The sequence below is a fragment of the Dyella sp. OK004 genome, assembly GCF_900114495.1.
GTDB lineage: Bacteria > Pseudomonadota > Gammaproteobacteria > Xanthomonadales > Rhodanobacteraceae > Dyella_D.
The window spans coordinates 43723-58925 of sequence record NZ_FOZI01000003.1; the positions used below are offsets into that span (position 1 = coordinate 43723).

The following is a 15203-nucleotide window of genomic DNA, read 5'->3' on the forward strand; positions in this document are numbered from 1 at the left end:
TAGCTTGAATTTGCTGGCGCGGCCGCTCAGCATGAGGGAAAGGAGCAGAGAAACGGGACGGAGTTAGTTGATGACGTTTAACTACCTCCGCCCCGTTTTGTTCGGCTCCACTCAAGCGTCAGGCTCGCAGACCATGCTCACCGTTTCCCGAATAAAGACGCTTCCTGATGACATTGAGGTGCTGAGCGCACCGGCGAATCTCGAGGGCCTGCGATTCGTCGCTCGCCTCGTTGACGAGTTTCGATCAGGATCCAATACCTTTTCCGAACCGGGCGAAGCCCTCTTTGAAGTTCGTGTCTCGGGCGAGCTGGTGGCGATCGGCGGGTTGAATGTCGATCCCTACACATCAAGCCGCGCCGTGGGCCGTGTGCGACGTACCTATGTCCATCCTGAGCACCGAAGCCGTGGTATCGGTGCGGCACTCATCGAAGCCATCGAGAAGCATGCCCACGGCAAGTTCGACTTACTGCGCCTGCGCACCGAGAGTGAGGCGGCGAGTCGGTTTTACGTTCGCGTTGGGTTTTCGCTTGTCTCCGGTGATCCGGAGGTAAGTCATGTCAAATGTCTGCGTCATCCGTAGAACTTCATCGCGCACGGGCCTTGGCGCCTCAGCGGCTTGTATCGTCTAGGCCGGGCTCAAGGCAGTCAGAGTCGTCATGCTGTGTCAGCCATTATGAAATCGCGCACCGTGACTCATGTTTTCTCAGTTTTTGACTTGCGCCGCACTGCGTCGATGCCCGTCGCGATGTCATCGCTTTGACTCTATGCAGAAATGCTCTGCCATTCACGCTTATATCAATCGCAGCGGCGCGAAGTCGGCTGAACCTTGATGGCGCGCGTTCTGTAAAGACAAACCCTTTCACTCGGAGTTGAAGACGTTGAACGTTTCATTCAAAGGCCTGGGCCGTTCCATCGGCCTATCGGTTGCGCTGGCACTGATTGCGCCGTCGGTGATGGCAAATTCTTTCGTTCACCCGGGCGCCTTGCATACCCAGGCCGATTTCGACCGTATGAAGACTCAGGTGGCGCAACACGCGCAACCTTGGACGGATGGCTGGAATGTGCTGATCAAGAATTCCCATGCGTCACTGAACTGGACAGCGCGCCCTCAGGCCATGATCTACCGCGGTTATGACCGCACCCACCCAGAGAACTACGCGGTGCTGTTCAACGACGCGGCGGCTGCGTATGCGCTTGCCCTGCGCTGGAAGGTGAGTGGTGATGACGCCTATGCCGACAAGGCCGTCGCCATTCTGGACGCGTGGTCCAAGACCTTGACCGGCATCAACGGCACATCCGATAAGTTTCTGGCGTCCGGTATCTACGGCTACCAGCTCGCCAATGCAGCGGAGATCATGCGCAGTTACAAGCACTGGTCGGCGCAGGATGTCGCGCGCTTCAAGACGATGATGCTCAACGTGTTCTATCCGATGAACCATCAGTTCCTGATGCATCACAACGGCGCAAAGATCGATCACTACTGGGCCAACTGGGACCTGGCCAACATGTCATCCATGCTAGCCATCGGCATCCTGGCGGATCGTCGGGACATCTATGACGAGGCCATCGAATACTTCAAGCATGGTGAAGGCAACGGCTCCATCGAACATGTAGTGTGGAAGATCTATCCCGACGGCCTTGGGCAGACCCAGGAAAGCGGGCGCGACCAGGGGCACAACACTCTCAACGTGGCGCTATTGGGCGCATTCTGCCAGATGGCCTGGAATCAACACGACGACCTGTTTGGCTATGACGACAATCGCGCACTCAAGGGTGTCGAATACATCGCCAAATACAACCTCGGCTATGACGTTCCCTATACGACCTACAGCAACAGCGATGTAACGCAACCAACTATCTCAAGCGCGGGGCGTGGCAATACCCGCCCGGTGTGGGAGCTGTTCTACAACCACTACGTGGTGCTCAAAGGACTCAATGCCCCTTATCTCCGTATGGCCGCCGAGAAAGTGCGCCCTGAGGGCGGTGGCGGCAACTACGGCCCTAATAGCGGCGGATTCGACCAGCTTGGATACGGCACGCTGACATATACGTTGAAGTAGTGGCTGGATGGGGCCGCTTACTTCACTGTGTAGAGCTCGCTGGCGATCTTCCAGGCCGATCCCACTTTGACCAGTTGCAACACTTTCCATCCGGATGAAGAACTGCGGTTCCCGGATACGGTTTCCGTAACGAAGTCGAGCGAGGCCTGTGCCAGGGGGCCATCCTGTTCGATGCGAATGTTGTAGAAGGCCTGGCGATAACGTCGGCCGTTGGCGAAAACCGCCCGCCGAAAGTCTTCGTAGCGACGCAGATCTGGCGGATGGTCGAGTGCGGTGGACTCTTGAACGGACGCAAAGGGAATGTTGTCGTCGAGAAGCAACGCACGAAAGCCAGCCTCGTCGCGCTCCGTCACGCAGCGAGTATAAGTTCGCAGCAGCAGCTCAATGGATTGACGATCGGCGCTGCTGGTTTGATGAGTTACCGAAAGGCGGGGCGACGCAACTACCAGGGTTGCCCCGAATAGCCCGATGGCCAGCACGCCGACGTGTGCAAGGATTCGCTTCATACGCTTAGATCCTGGTGATGGGGAACGCCAAGTATTCGATGTGGTAGATCTGCATGTCCAAGTCTGGATAGCGCTTTCACGCCATAAACGCGAGTGCTTTTAAAACCATTGACGAGGTTTCGGCGACCTCGGTGACCGCCTGAGGCCACCGATCCCGTGGCAGCCGCTTGCGCCACACCGCATCCGCTTCTCCTGAGGTTGTAGGCCAGCGCTTACAACCAAGGCATTGTGTCGCATGACCAATGGAAGTTCCGCATCAACCAGCGCAATCTTCGCGCCGCACCAGGGCGGCCGCCTTTGATGCTGCGTTCAAACGTCAGCGAATGCCAATAGCGCGAAGAAAATAATGCGCTCCTCTCGCAGGAAAACGGAGCCCGGCGTACGTACAACGTCTTACGTCGGGTCGATGCCTATGCCATGGCTCGTTTGGGCATCTCGCAAATGTGTACACACTCACATACTCACGGAGAATGAGATGTCCAATCAATTCACTGTGGCACAGCAAAATCTAGGTCTTACCCAGTTGGAACTGGGCAAGGCAGATGCCGCACTACAGCAGCTCGGAGTTTTGGCTCCTGCCACCGTGCAAAATGATCGTGGCCAGGAGATTCTGGCGGCGGTTAAACGGCTCGATGCACAGCAAGGCCTCACCAAGCTCAATCAGACCTTGGATCCCGGCCTTGTTGCCGCCATCGTCGCAGCCTCCAAGCGGTTTTGTAGTGTGGCGGACACGCCGCCGCAGACTCAGGGTGTGCATGTCCTGAACTACGGCACGCCCATCGGAACATGGCCGCGCGGCAATCTCTCGTACTACATCAACACGGATGGCATCCAGGGTCTCGACCCGGCCGTGGCGTACGACATCATTGATAAAGCGTATGCGGCCTATGCGGATGTTCAGCCGTTCTTTCTCTTCACCCCGGGCGGCCCTGATTGATAGTGACCTCAAGGCCCACTTCATCGATTTCAGGAAGGATGGCACCCCGGGTTCCGGCAAAGGCAAGCCTCCGACGGATGGGAATCTGTATCTCGATTCGACGATCAACTGGAGTGCCGACGGTTTGAAATCCGTCGTGTTGCACGAGATAGGTCATACGCTTGGACTGGGGCATTCCACCAATCCGCTATCGATCATGTATCCCTATTCAAAGTCCGGGCCGGTGGTGTCCGGCAACCTGGATTCGGAGACAATCCAGGCGCTTCAGGGGATGTACGGGTGGCTGCCGCAGCAATGTCTGAGTGATCGAGCTTCCACGGATGGCCCTTCGCTTGCCTATGTCGTCGAGCCGTCTCTTTCGGGTTCGGGTTTGACCCAAGTGTTCATGGTGTGGACTGGCTCCGAGGGCGACTCGTCTATCTACTTTTCCTCCAGCAACGATGGTCTCTCGTGGAGCCCGCAGCAGCCCATCAGCGGCGTGGGTTCGTCGATCGGTCCCTCGCTGGCGACCTTCCATCCACCTTCATCCGATGGCGATTCCCGCGTCGGCCTCATCATGGCCTGGAAGGGTGTGGGTGACGATTCGAGTATCTGGTGGTCGGTGAACACCACCCTGCAGGTTGACGGCTGGGCCGAACAACAACGGCTCGACGTGGGCACGTCGTCGCGGCCATCGATCGTGGAATTCAACCATCAGATAGCGCTCGCCTGGAAAGGTGCAGGCAACGATTCGAGTATCTGGTGGACAAAACGGGGCAGCAATGGCCAGTGGGAGCCACAGAAACAAATCGCCGGTCGCGGAACCTCATGCGGACCGACGCTCATTTTTTATGCCGGACAACTCCACATGTTCTGGAAGGGCATTGATGGCGACAGCAATGTCTATCACGCCGTTCTGATCGATGAACTCAATGAGATATGGGGCCCCCAGGAGGTCGTCACCTTTACCGACGCGGGCAATTTGAATTCAGGCGAATCTCCGGTTTGCATTGGGACGCAGTCCGAGCTATCGGCGACCGTCCACGGCCAGGAGATCGTGCTCGCCTGGCGAGGTATTCCCGGCGACGACTCGTTGTGGTTCAGCCGCTTCAACAAAAACCTTCCGCTGGAAGGCCAGATCAGCATACCGAATGTAGGGAGTGCTGCTGGCCCCAGCGTTACCGATGTCAGCGGTCGACTGGTGCTCGCGTGGCGAGGTGTTGGGGGCGATCGGAACTTGTGGGTCTCGAGACTTTGAGCCCGCAGTGCTTCGCGCCGCACTTCTACAGTCGATAAGTATCGGGGGGATCGCTTTGCAGTGACGAGCGGCTCGATCGCTTGCAAGGATAGGCGGTCGCCAAGGCACTGATGATGACGCTCGCCGCTGGATCACCCAGGCGTTGATCGTGCAGTGCGGTGAGATGGCTATAGACGGTGGCAGCAAGGTCCTGGCTCGATAGGCCTTGTGGGCGGCACTATTGTCGCCCGACGGCGTTGTCCGCCACGCCCAGAATGTGGGCGGTGGCTCGCGTGGTGGACAACTCCCGTTTCCTGGCGTCGTCTACCGGCCCTGCCTTGAGCGTTCTCTCGTCAATACCGGACAAGATCTCTTTGGCGGTCATCGGTCGATGAGAGTAGATATGCCAGTGAAACACGCCCGTTTTTGTCGTCCTGGATGACAAAACCATTTCATTCACTCACCGCGCTGGCGCGTTGCAACCATTTCGCGCTCACCCGCATCTATCCCTATCAACGGGACTCTGCTTGATTTAGGTCGGTTCCGTTCGCGGCGGCCCGGCCCGTCGGCGTGTTCGTGCTTTGCATTCCAGTCCAACGAGACGGCGACATCGTGTGATGTCGGCGAGTGCTTTCGTGCGCCCGATTCAAGCGAGGAACCTACCTATGCGTTCACTATTGTTTGTTGTCATGCTCGCGAGTTTGCAGTCTGCGGCGGCCACCGAATCTGGCCATGCGGTCGAGATCATCAATGGCGTGCGCGGCGATGTTGTGTCGTTCGCTGTCGCGCCCGCCGGTAGTGAGCGTTGGGTGAAGCTGGATATGCGCCGCAACCCGCTGGAATACGGTAGGGCCATGACGGTCGACATTACCGACGCCAGTACGGAGCAGGTTAGTGACGACTGCTTGCACGATCTGCGCACGGTATTTATGGACGGTAGGGTCGTGCTTACGCGCGACTTTGATATATGCAGCCATCCTATCTATCGCCTTAGCCCGCGCTCGTACTACGTCAGCATCGATCCACGTGGGTGACGGCAGGTCGCGGAGGCGAATCCGATCCCCATGGCTTGATCAAGGCGGATCTCGATCAGGGTGGATGCGTTGCTGCATGTCCGCCGCGCCCGCCTTACCACACTCGTTCACAAACGCTGCCTTGATCGCGTCGGGGCTGTCGAAGTGCAGGGTGGCGACCATGTAGGCGTCCACCGCGCCTACCTTACGGATAAGTAAGTTTCCCGTAGCCCGTGGGTCATGTCGCCTCCCTACTGTCAGGGAGCTAACAAACGGCGTGGCTGTTTCTACATGCGAGGGGCTATGAAGAATCATCATCAGCGCGGCATCCGCGCCGCCATGCCTTGCTTGCGCAAGCGTGCTATCGGCTCGGCCATTGGCCTAGCCATCATCGGTTGGTCATCGATCGCTTGTGCTTATGGCATGGATGGGCTGAGTACCGGTACAGCCTCTGCGGGTGGCGATGAGCAACAGTCGACCGGACCCAAGACCGACGCAACCAAACGCAAGTCCGACAAGGTGGTCAACTTGAATGGCGTGTCGGTCACGGCACAGACCGAGGCGCAGGTGCCCCCGACGGCGGCATTTACCGAAAGTGTGATCAGCGCAGAGACCATACGTAATCTGTCGCCCGGCCCCAGTACGACGGCGCAGACGATGCTCAATCAGGAGCCTTCGATCTTTGCATATACCAATGGTCCGATGGGTGTCGAAACCACCATCTATTTCCGCGCGTTCAACTCGAGCCAGTTCGCCGAGACTTACGCCGGCGTGGCACTCAACGACGTGTTCAATGGCGGTGTGACGAATCAGGCCGAGAATCGCAACAATGTGCTGATCACGCCGAACAACCTGCAATCGGTGCAGCTGTATCGCGGCATCAATAACCCCGCGGTCAACTCGTACAACTCGTTGGGCGGTACGGTGAACTACATTCCCCGGCAACCGGGTGATGTGTATGGCGGCGAAGTGGGTTTGAGCTACGGCAGCTTCCATACCTATGGCTGGCACGCGACGCTGGATACCGGTGATTGGAACGGCGTGAAACAGATTCTGTCGTTCGAGCAGAACGGTAGTCATGGCTGGATTCAGAACACCAACGATCACAACAACAACTTGTACTGGGGTCTGACGTACGCCATCGACGACAGCAACCACGTCTATAACTACTTTCTCTACAACAACAATGCCGGCTACGCGCCATTCAATATGCCGGTGGCGCTCTTGCGCCAGTACGGCAATAGCTATCAATGGCCTAAGAACTGGACCAACTCGTACATGAAGGACACGAACTGGATGGATGTGCTCGGCTGGAAATCCCAGTTCGCAGACAACATCCGGTTCGAGAGTAAGTTGTTTTTCGGCAGAAACGAATACCTGCGGAACTCGTATTCGAACCCGGCTTATCAGCAGAGTGATACGCAGCCCTACAACCTGGAAGATACGCCGAGCGGCTATGCGTTCTGGCTGAATAACCCGAACGGCCCGACTTACGATCCGGCGGCGGTATTCGGCACGGTCCAGGACGGCACCGCTTACCATTTCTATGGTTACACCACCGAAGGTATCGGCGACACGTCAACCTTGACCCTTAGCCTGCCGCAGAACGAGATCACTGTGGGCGGCAATATCACCTACGGCAAGCTGCATTCGCGTGAATACTGGTACGGCTCGCAGCCGGTGCCGCAGATCGATGGCTACAACAATACGTGGGACGAGCACGATCATCGTACGCTGGGATCTGTTTTCGCTCAGGACGAGATCGCGCTGCTGGATGGCAAGCTACATATCACGCCGGGTGTGAAGTACATCTATGCCAAGACCACGAACCACGATGTGGTTGGCATCTACTATCCCATCGCTGGAAGAGTAAAAGATACCGAGCATTTCCTGTCGCCGACCATCGGGTTGAATTACGAGGTCATGGAAGGCCTGAATGTTTACGGTGGCTACGGAAAGAACTTCAAATTGCCCGACATCTCCGCCTATTACGGCGCGTTCCAGTCGGATGCCTCTGGCAACCCCACCATCGTTCCGCCCAAGGTCAAGCCCGAGTACGTCGAGGATTTCGAACTCGGCGCGCGCTACCAAATCGATGGCTTCAGTGCGGCGCTCAATGGCTACCGCGAGAACTTCACGAATACATTCGTGACATCGACCGACCCAGTGACCTTGTTGAGCACCTTCAAAAATGGCGGCAGATCGCGTTACCAGGGCGTTGAGTTGCAATTGAAGCAGGACTGGGATGCCGGCGCGTTTGGCGGTCTGAGCCTCTATTTCAACTATGCGCATAACCAGGCGAAGTTCACGTCGTCGTTTAGCTCGGATTTTGCGGGACAGGTAACAGCGGGGCAGCCGCTTGCCGGTGTGCCGCAGAACCTCATCAGCACTGGCATCGTCTGGCGATGGAATGGCTGGCGGGTCAACGCGGACGCTCGTTACGTCGACAAGCAATACATCGACCAGCTGTTTGCCGGCACGCCCACCGCCTCGACGATCAAGTCCTATGCAGTGGTCAACCTCGGTGTGAACAAGACGATTGCGCTCGACAAGTCCGGCTTTGTGAAGCAGCTCAAGTTCGGCCTGAATATCGACAACCTGTTCAACCGGCGCTATCTCAACACGGCGTTTACCGATACCGATGTCAATGGCAACAGCTTCATCCGCGGCATTGTTGCGGCGCCGCGTTCGGTGATGGGTAGCGTTGCCGTCGATTTCTAAGCTGATGGTTGCGGCCAGATTGATGTGGCCGGAAACGGGGCGGGGTAGCTAAGCGCAACTAACTATCTCCGCCCCGTTTTTGTTGCCAGCTCGCCTTTCCCTGCGAACAGGGGGGGGCGGATACCTGCGCGAGTTCTTTTGGAGACGGGCAGGGGGCGGGGCAAATCGGCAGCGCTTATAAGTAGCTGAGCAAGGGGTGACGCCGCCGCACCTTCAGCGCCGCGTACCATCGCGCGCATGGATACAGCGCCACCAGAATCGCCACCCAGATCAGATAGACCATCGGCAGGCTTACGCCCCAATGCGCCTTGGCCAGGCGTGAGGTATCGCCAAGGAAGTTGATGAAGTCAGATGGCGGTACACCCTGCGCCAGGCCCACCAGTACCGCGAGCCCATGGATGAGGTAGATGTGCAACAGATAGGTGAATAGCGGCGTGCGCCCGTAGGCCAGCAGGGCGCGCTCCGGCCAGCCGCGCAAACGTTCCAGCCCCAACGAAAGACCCAGCGATACGCCAAGCGTGGCGAGCACGTACAGCAGTGACGGCGGATATTTGGAAACGTTGATGAAGGAGATGAAGGTGTGCACGCTGTCGGTCTGTTGGCTCCATGGCGCCTGGTCGCCGTAGCCGTTGAGTAGGCGCAGCACGAGAAAGACCAGCAGGCAGGCCGCGGCAAGCAATGCAAGCGTGCGTCTGCGTGTTGCGTCGGTCTGCACGAATACATGCCCGCACCCGTAGCCAAGACACATGATGCCGAACCACGGAATCAGCGGATAAGCCACCAGTCCCGGCCCGAACGGTGGCTCGCCGAGTTGCATGAGCAGCGCCCACACGGGTGCGAATGGGCCGAAGGATGCCGCATCCACCGAGGCCAGCGCGTTGTGCCCGGCGACAATCACCATCCCGATCAGCAACACCGCGCGCGCGGGTAGATAGATGAGCGCCGCCATCAACATCATGCTGCCGCCAATCGCCCATATCACTTGCATGAAAGCGAATGGCAGCGCGAAGTTGAAGGCGAAGCTGATCACCGTCAATTCCAGCGCGATCAGCCAGAGGCCGCGAGACAGCAGGAAACGGGCGAGCTCCGAACGGCTTTTGCCATTCTCGCGCTGCAAATAGATGGAGGTGCCCGCGAGAAACACGAACGTAGGCGCGCAAAGATGCGTGACCCAGCGTGTCGCAAACAGCATCAGCGTGGTCTTTTCCGGATCCGTCGGGCTGAACTCAAACGCCTGGACATGAAAGAAGTCGCGGGTGTGATCGAGCACCATCAACGCCAGCACCAGGCCCCGCAGCAGATCGACCACCCTGATGCGTCGGCGAGCCGCTTCGGCGTCCGCGCCAGCGGCCGTAAGCGTGGCGGTTTGCTGCAGCGCGGATTCGTCGTTCATGAGGCTCGCCGGATGATTTGCGGAGAGCACTAGAGGTGGCGGGCAAAGCATGTGAGCGTTGCGTCGCTCACCGTTTCGCACGCGCAACCCCTGTCTCGTGCCCGTACCGATAAAGCCGCTTGCGCGGTCCCATACCCTGCACAGCTTTGCGGGATGGTAATCACACGGCCTCTCAAAGCAAGTGCTGGCCGGGAAGTGCAGGGGGGCACCCCTCTCCAGGCAGAGACCCTGGGAGCCAATCCCAAGCCCCTTCTTCCCGTTCTGTCCGAGAGTTTTTAGTGGTTCGTTCTCGCGTAAAAACATGCGCCAGGATTCACCGGGCAGTAACTCCCACGACAGCATGCTCCACGCTCCAATCAACGCGGAGGTGGTCATGGGCATTCTGGATACGTTAGGTGAAGTTGCAGGTGCAGTGGCAGCCGTCGAGGCCGCCGAGAAGCTTGATCCGAACGCGGGTCTTCTGACGAAAGGCCTGGCTGCCGTTGCCGGCTTCAAGGGTGCGGGTGCGCTCGAGTCGATGGTCGAGAAGAAGGAAGGCGAGGCTGAAGCGACCGACGGCGATACGCAGACTAGCGACTCGCAAGCCTGATTGGCTGATGGGTTATTTCAAGGGCCGGTCACCTGTGGTGGCTGGCCCTTGTGCTGTCTGGGGTAATGGCAGCTACGCCGCTACCTCGATGCACTCTTGTTCGCGCCCTGTCAGCACCTTGCGACCGATACTCCGCGCCGTATCCAGAAGCAGATTCAAGTCCGATGCTTCAGGTTGGATGAGGAGTTCTGACGTGACTACGCGTGCGCCGCAGTAGTTGAAGATGCCATGGTCAATCTGAGTCCTCATTGCGCCGAAGTAGCCGTGGCGCGCGTAGGTTCTTTGGTTGGCGCCTGCACTTGCAATGAGATGTACAGGTAGGTGTTGGAGTCGTTTTATGAGTTTGCCATCGGGGCCTTCGTCATAGGCCCAGCCGTTGGCGAACACGCGATCGATCCATCCCTTCAGCAGGGCTGGCATGGACCACCAGTAAACGGGGTAGACCAACACCAGCGCATCTGCGCGATCCAGTCGTGCCTGCTCAACGGAGACGTCTGTCGATATCGTGGCTTCACGAAGATGGACACCGACATCGGTTGCAGTGAAGCGAGGGTCGAACCCTTCGGCAGCTAGATCGGCAAATTCGATGGTGTGAGCTTCGCCCGATTGTGAAATGCCCTCGGCAACAGCTTTGGCCAAGCCGTGAGTGAACGAATGGGGGTTGGGATGCGCGATGACGATCAGTGCGTGCACGGGGGCTCCTGGGCGATTGCGAGCCGGGATGGGCTCTTATATACTTTTAGTAAGTTACTTTTGGTATGTAGGAGTGTCAAGCCTTGGCGAAATTGATTCCATTGGCATCAAAGCCGAGACGCCGGTTGTCGCGACAGGAGCGATACGAACAACTCGTTCGAGTCGCTTGGCAATTGGTGAGGGAGGAGGGAACGGAGGCACTTTCGCTAGGTAGGCTGTCAGAGCGGGCGGAAGTGACCAAGCCGGTTGTCTATGACCATTTCGGGACGCGAGCAGGCCTTCTTGCAGTGCTCTATCAGGATTTTGATGAGCGCCAAACGGCATTGATGGACGAGGCGTTGGATAAGAGCAAGTCAACACTCGCGAGCAGGGCGGCTGTTATTGCGTCCTCTTATGTCGAGTGCGTGCTGCTTCAAGGGCGCGAAATTCCCGGCGTGATCGCTGCACTTGCCGGCTCGCCCGAGCTGGAGAAGATCAAACGCGATTACCGATCGGTTTTCATCGAGAAGTGCCGTCGCGTACTTGCTCCCTTCGCCGAAGGAGTTGAGATTCCAACGGTCAGTCTGTGGGCGATGCTTGGCGCGGCCGATGCTTTGTCGGACGCGGCAGCTGTGGGTGACATCACGGCCGAGCAGGCCAAGGCGGAGTTGCTGGAGACCATCACCGCACTCGTTGCACGAGCCTCGCGTGGGAAGCCAGCAAAGTCTTCGCGTCGCGGGTAAGAAAGCAGAGAGCGGAGGCTCTCAGGCTAGTGGCAAGAAAACAGGTCAAGTTCACCTTTCAAGTTGAGTAGGTGAACCTAACCCCATTAGTGGACGGCGCGAAGGAGGAGCCTCATCCTATTTTCATGACCGGTGAGTGTGGCTGCACAGCTTGGGTTTGCTGCTGTTGATCCAGCTGGTGGTTGTTCTGAATCTGTTGGCCCTCTGCCTCGACGTTATGGGCCGGTCGGAGCGCCCCCGGGCCATCTACATCCACTCCCTTGCCACCCAACAGATAGCTGCGTTTCAAATCAGCGTGGTTGAGGGCAGACCATGCGAAATCTACGCAGTTATGGCGAGCATCTTTGTAGTAGGTGTTGAACCCATGTTTGTCGGGGTGCTGGCCGAAATCGTTGAGCTTGTCGTACTGCTGTTTGCTGACTTCCATCGTCCTTGAGTACAACGGGTCCTTGTAATTCTGGACGTCGTCTCTCGCGATGGCTCCCGGGCCGTCGATGTTCCCATGCTTGATGGGTGCAAAGCCGTAGCTCTGCGTCACATGTCCGTTGCTAGTGGTATAGAACATGTGACCGGGTAGAGAGGATGCTCCAGGATCTTCTTTGACCAACGGAGTTCCGGGTGCTGCGATATAGACGGTGACGGTGTACTTCTCATCTTCCATGACATGCCCCTTCACTCTCCGGTGTTATAGAACTCATCCACTCTCAACATTGTTTTGATGTCTTTGAAGATGGGTTGATCCTGGGTGGTTCTTACGATTGCGACGTAATGCCCATCGCGGGTGGCACGAAACCCTGCAATCAAGACGTTGGAAGTTTTGCCATCAGTGGCATAAAGGTGCATATGGGCAATAGGGTGGTCGGCCTTTACAGCAGTCCCATAAGCAGTGGCCAGGATGGTGTCGTTGTCCTCCGTAGGAACAGGGAGGCGACGCTTACCTTCTTCGAGGAAAACTTGGACTTCAATGGGCAAATTCTGCTGTTGAATCGCATCTTCGACCGCGCCTTTCTCAGTCTGGGGGAAATCCAAGGCAACCATCAGACGGCGACGAGTATCGATCTCGCCTTTTTCCACCCAGAAATCGATGGTGGCGACGTTGTCGGCCTTGTCCATCGCATAAGGTTTTGTGATTGGCGGAATCGGATGCTTGGCGGGAGATGAGGCTGTTGCCAGCGATACGATCATGTATCCGATGGCGATGCCAAAAGCTTTAATCAGTCTGTTCGTCATGAGATTCCGCTCCTTGGGACGAACGGCATTCTTGCATGCCTTTGTGGGTCTCGATGGTGGCATGGTCTGAGCGGTCTTGTTCCATTCAGTGGGGGAGTTAGTTGATCCCAGAAGCTTCGCCATGATCCTTCTTACGCTGGCTTCTTTACGCATGTCTTCTGTGTAAACACCAACACCATCGGCGTCGTCATCACCGTCGTCAAAATCGCCATGATCAACAGGATCGTATACATCCGCTGATCGATGGCGCCGATATCCAGCCCGACCTTGATGACGATCAGCTCCATCAAACCGCGCGCGTTCATCAGCGATCCCACCGCAAAGCTCGTGCACCACGAACGGCCAGCCATGCGTGCGCCGGCAACACCGCCCAACACTTTGCCCACGATCGCGACTGCCAGCACGGCAGCCATGGCGAGGCCGGCGCCGCCGGTGAGCATGTCGGGTGTGGTGTTGAGGCCGGAAAGCACGAAGAAGATCGGTAGCAGTACCAGCACGGCGACGTGTTCGATGCGTTCGATCAGCGAGTGAAGCAGGCGGTCGTCGCGTGGCAGACAGAGGCCGAACAGGAAGGCGCCGAATACCGCGTGCAGGCCGAGCCAGTCGGTGATGGCAGCGAAGCCGATGGCGCCGGCGAGCAGGATCGCCAGCAGCGTATTGGCAGGGCGGCCATCCGGCGCCCGGCGAGCCAGTAGTCGGACGAGCAGCGGGCGCAGCAAACCCAGTCCGATGATCGACACAGCGGCCAGGCCGATGCAGGTCCGCCAGAACGGTGCCCAGTTGCCATGGGCGGAGATGAGCGCTACCACCAGCGCCAGCGCGATCCAAGCGAACACGTCGGTGACCGCTGCGGCGGCGATCGCCAGTTGCCCGGGTTCGCTTTGCGTGAGGTGGCGATCTTTGAGGATGCGCGCCATCACCGGCAGCGCCGTGATCGCCACGGAAACGGCGATAAACATCGCGAACGGCCAGAAGCCAATGCCGCGTGGCGCGTAGCCCGCGTAGAGCATGGGCCCTATGCATAGCCCGAGTGCGGCGGGCAGGAGAACGGCGAGGCCGCCCACATAGCTGGCATCCCGTAGTTGCCGCCCAGCGCCGCTGGGAAAGCGCAATTCGGCGCCGACGATGAACATGAAAAGCACCAGCCCGATCGTGCTGAGGCTGTTCAATCCACTAAGCGTCGATGGTGCGAAGAGCGTGCCCTGCCAGGTGGGCGCGATGGCACCGAACACGATCGGCCCCAGCAGCAGGCCGGTGATCATTTCGCCGACCACGGCGGGCTGCCCCAGCCAACGCAGCGCCCACGACACGGCTCTGGATACGACCAGGATCACCAGCAACTGCACCAATAGAGTCGGGTGACCCATCCTTTTCTCCCCCGCGACCGATAGCAGGGAAGCATAGGTGACGGTCAACTTTCAGCCAAGGATGATGGGGAATATCAACCGCCCCTGTGGTTTTGTTAGTCGGGACTCTGCTCAATGGAAAGCTTCCGCCCAGCGGAGCAGCGATTGGACGTTGAAGTCCTTAGGTGAGAATGGATGCCGTCAGTAAGTCGCTCATCTATTCGCCATGCCATGGTGCCGCTAAAGTGCGCGCCATGCATATCCGACCGTTTGTCGAAACTGACTGGCCTCAAGTCTGGCCGATCGTGCGTGATGTGGTGCAGGCGCAGGAGACGTTCGTCTTCGATCCCGCTATGACCATGTCGCAGGCGCACGATATCTGGGTTGAGAGGGCGCCTGGACTGACTGTGGTCGCGGTAGACGGCGAGCGTGTCCTCGGTACGGCCAAGATGGGAGCCAATCGCCCCGGCCCGGGATCGCATGTGTCGACGGCCAGCTTCATGGTCGCGGGCGATGCCCGCGGGCGTGGCGTGGGCACGGCGTTATGCCAGTTCGCGATGGCTTGGGCACGGTCGGACGGATACGCGGGCATGCAATTCAACGCGGTCGTTGAATCCAATCGCTCGGCTGTTGAACTCTATCGTCGGCTCGGCTTCGATATCGTGGGCACCGTTCCCGGTGCCTTCGCGCATCCCTCGCTAGGTCGCGTTGGGTTGCATGTCATGTACTACGCCTTCTAGTCGACGTCGCATTCGAGGTCGCTGGGATGGAAAGGCC

16 protein-coding genes are annotated in these 15203 nt (G+C 58.3%); 9 read left to right on the forward strand and 7 right to left on the reverse strand.

Annotation, left to right across the window (positions count from 1 at the left end; genetic code table 11):
* Positions 1 to 70 precede the first annotated feature (70 nt).
* Together BM338_RS12755 and BM338_RS12760 are read left to right on the forward strand one after the other, a co-directional pair.
* Positions 71 to 580 carry a GNAT family N-acetyltransferase gene (locus BM338_RS12755; protein WP_090451322.1) on the forward strand — a complete coding sequence of 170 codons (510 nt, stop codon included), beginning with the start codon at positions 71 to 73 and terminating at the stop codon, positions 578 to 580.
* Between the two features lie 298 nt (positions 581 to 878).
* Complete coding sequence (locus BM338_RS12760) at positions 879 to 2060, forward strand: alginate lyase family protein (protein WP_218156347.1); 1182 nt, start codon at positions 879 to 881, stop codon at positions 2058 to 2060.
* A 17-nt stretch (positions 2061 to 2077) separates the two neighbouring features.
* Here BM338_RS12760 and BM338_RS12765 read toward each other — a convergent pair whose 3' ends face one another.
* Complete coding sequence (locus BM338_RS12765) at positions 2078 to 2566, reverse strand: hypothetical protein (RefSeq protein WP_090451323.1); 489 nt, start codon at positions 2564 to 2566, stop codon at positions 2078 to 2080.
* A gap of 475 nt (positions 2567 to 3041) precedes the next feature.
* On the opposite strand from BM338_RS12765, the gene BM338_RS21380 reads away from it, so the two are divergent.
* The 3 genes from BM338_RS21380 (at position 3042) to BM338_RS12780 (ending at position 5753) form a co-directional block, all read left to right on the forward strand.
* Positions 3042 to 3503, forward strand: a complete 462-nt coding sequence (locus BM338_RS21380; RefSeq protein WP_143109297.1) for a hypothetical protein — start codon at positions 3042 to 3044, stop codon at positions 3501 to 3503.
* A complete protein-coding gene (locus BM338_RS12775) occupies positions 3460 to 4740 on the forward strand; it encodes a matrixin family metalloprotease (protein WP_177229336.1) in 1281 nt (426 codons plus the stop codon). The genes BM338_RS21380 and BM338_RS12775 overlap by 44 nt, the downstream gene beginning before the upstream one ends.
* 644 nt (positions 4741 to 5384) lie before the next feature.
* Positions 5385 to 5753, forward strand: coding sequence for a hypothetical protein (locus BM338_RS12780; protein ID WP_090451326.1), 369 nt, complete (start codon positions 5385 to 5387; stop codon positions 5751 to 5753).
* Between the two features lie 39 nt (positions 5754 to 5792).
* Here the strand turns inward: BM338_RS12780 and BM338_RS21800 are convergent, their stop codons facing one another.
* A complete protein-coding gene (locus BM338_RS21800; RefSeq protein WP_255367299.1) occupies positions 5793 to 5915 on the reverse strand; it encodes a hypothetical protein in 123 nt (40 codons plus the stop codon).
* A 120-nt stretch (positions 5916 to 6035) separates the two neighbouring features.
* On the opposite strand from BM338_RS21800, the gene BM338_RS12785 reads away from it, so the two are divergent.
* Entirely contained in the window at positions 6036 to 8453 is a 2418-nt protein-coding gene (locus BM338_RS12785; protein WP_177229337.1) for a TonB-dependent receptor, read from the forward strand.
* A 175-nt stretch (positions 8454 to 8628) separates the two neighbouring features.
* Here BM338_RS12785 and BM338_RS12790 read toward each other — a convergent pair whose 3' ends face one another.
* On the reverse strand, positions 8629 to 9846 hold the full coding sequence (locus BM338_RS12790) for an acetyltransferase domain-containing protein (protein WP_090451328.1): 1218 nt from the start codon (positions 9844 to 9846) through the stop codon (positions 8629 to 8631).
* A gap of 373 nt (positions 9847 to 10219) precedes the next feature.
* On the opposite strand from BM338_RS12790, the gene BM338_RS12795 reads away from it, so the two are divergent.
* Positions 10220 to 10435: a hypothetical protein gene (locus BM338_RS12795; RefSeq protein ID WP_090451329.1), complete on the forward strand. Its 216-nt coding sequence runs from the start codon at positions 10220 to 10222 to the stop codon at positions 10433 to 10435.
* Between the two features lie 72 nt (positions 10436 to 10507).
* Here the strand turns inward: BM338_RS12795 and BM338_RS12800 are convergent, their stop codons facing one another.
* Positions 10508 to 11128 carry an NAD(P)H-dependent oxidoreductase gene (locus BM338_RS12800; RefSeq protein WP_090451330.1) on the reverse strand — a complete coding sequence of 207 codons (621 nt, stop codon included), beginning with the start codon at positions 11126 to 11128 and terminating at the stop codon, positions 10508 to 10510.
* Positions 11129 to 11253: 125 nt separating this feature from the next.
* On the opposite strand from BM338_RS12800, the gene BM338_RS12805 reads away from it, so the two are divergent.
* A complete protein-coding gene (locus BM338_RS12805) occupies positions 11254 to 11850 on the forward strand; it encodes a TetR/AcrR family transcriptional regulator (RefSeq protein ID WP_218156363.1) in 597 nt (198 codons plus the stop codon).
* Positions 11851 to 11962: 112 nt separating this feature from the next.
* On the opposite strand, the gene BM338_RS12810 is transcribed toward BM338_RS12805, so the two are convergent.
* The 3 genes from BM338_RS12810 to BM338_RS12820 form a co-directional block, all read right to left on the reverse strand.
* Positions 11963 to 12511 carry a hypothetical protein gene (locus BM338_RS12810; RefSeq protein WP_090451332.1) on the reverse strand — a complete coding sequence of 183 codons (549 nt, stop codon included), beginning with the start codon at positions 12509 to 12511 and terminating at the stop codon, positions 11963 to 11965.
* Positions 12512 to 12522: 11 nt separating this feature from the next.
* Positions 12523 to 13080 carry a hypothetical protein gene (locus BM338_RS12815; RefSeq protein WP_090451333.1) on the reverse strand — a complete coding sequence of 186 codons (558 nt, stop codon included), beginning with the start codon at positions 13078 to 13080 and terminating at the stop codon, positions 12523 to 12525.
* A 131-nt stretch (positions 13081 to 13211) separates the two neighbouring features.
* Positions 13212 to 14447, reverse strand: a complete 1236-nt coding sequence (locus BM338_RS12820) for a cation:proton antiporter (protein WP_090451334.1) — start codon at positions 14445 to 14447, stop codon at positions 13212 to 13214.
* 233 nt (positions 14448 to 14680) lie between these two features.
* Between BM338_RS12820 and BM338_RS12825 the strand changes: the two genes are divergently transcribed.
* Positions 14681 to 15166 (forward strand): GNAT family N-acetyltransferase, encoded by a 486-nt coding sequence (locus tag BM338_RS12825; RefSeq protein ID WP_090452495.1) that lies wholly within the window; start codon positions 14681 to 14683, stop codon positions 15164 to 15166.
* Positions 15167 to 15203 lie beyond the last annotated feature (37 nt).

What these genes read in the sequence shown, in the direction of transcription:
- BM338_RS12755 (WP_090451322.1), top strand. Translation starts at nt 71, where the DNA reads ATGACGTTTAACTACCTCCGCCCCGTTTTGTTCGGCTCCACTCAAGCG.
- BM338_RS12765 (WP_090451323.1), bottom strand. Translation starts at nt 2,566, where the DNA reads ATGAAGCGAATCCTTGCACACGTCGGCGTGCTGGCCATCGGGCTATTC.
- BM338_RS21380 (WP_143109297.1), top strand. Translation starts at nt 3,042, where the DNA reads ATGTCCAATCAATTCACTGTGGCACAGCAAAATCTAGGTCTTACCCAG.
- BM338_RS12775 (WP_177229336.1), top strand. Translation starts at nt 3,460, where the DNA reads ATGTTCAGCCGTTCTTTCTCTTCACCCCGGGCGGCCCTGATTGATAGT.
- BM338_RS12780 (WP_090451326.1), top strand. Translation starts at nt 5,385, where the DNA reads ATGCGTTCACTATTGTTTGTTGTCATGCTCGCGAGTTTGCAGTCTGCG.
- BM338_RS21800 (WP_255367299.1), bottom strand. Translation starts at nt 5,915, where the DNA reads ATGGTCGCCACCCTGCACTTCGACAGCCCCGACGCGATCAAGGCAGCG.
- BM338_RS12785 (WP_177229337.1), top strand. Translation starts at nt 6,036, where the DNA reads ATGAAGAATCATCATCAGCGCGGCATCCGCGCCGCCATGCCTTGCTTG.
- BM338_RS12790 (WP_090451328.1), bottom strand. Translation starts at nt 9,846, where the DNA reads ATGAACGACGAATCCGCGCTGCAGCAAACCGCCACGCTTACGGCCGCT.
- BM338_RS12795 (WP_090451329.1), top strand. Translation starts at nt 10,220, where the DNA reads ATGGGCATTCTGGATACGTTAGGTGAAGTTGCAGGTGCAGTGGCAGCC.
- BM338_RS12810 (WP_090451332.1), bottom strand. Translation starts at nt 12,511, where the DNA reads ATGGAAGATGAGAAGTACACCGTCACCGTCTATATCGCAGCACCCGGA.
- BM338_RS12815 (WP_090451333.1), bottom strand. Translation starts at nt 13,080, where the DNA reads ATGACGAACAGACTGATTAAAGCTTTTGGCATCGCCATCGGATACATG.
- BM338_RS12820 (WP_090451334.1), bottom strand. Translation starts at nt 14,447, where the DNA reads ATGGGTCACCCGACTCTATTGGTGCAGTTGCTGGTGATCCTGGTCGTA.
- BM338_RS12825 (WP_090452495.1), top strand. Translation starts at nt 14,681, where the DNA reads ATGCATATCCGACCGTTTGTCGAAACTGACTGGCCTCAAGTCTGGCCG.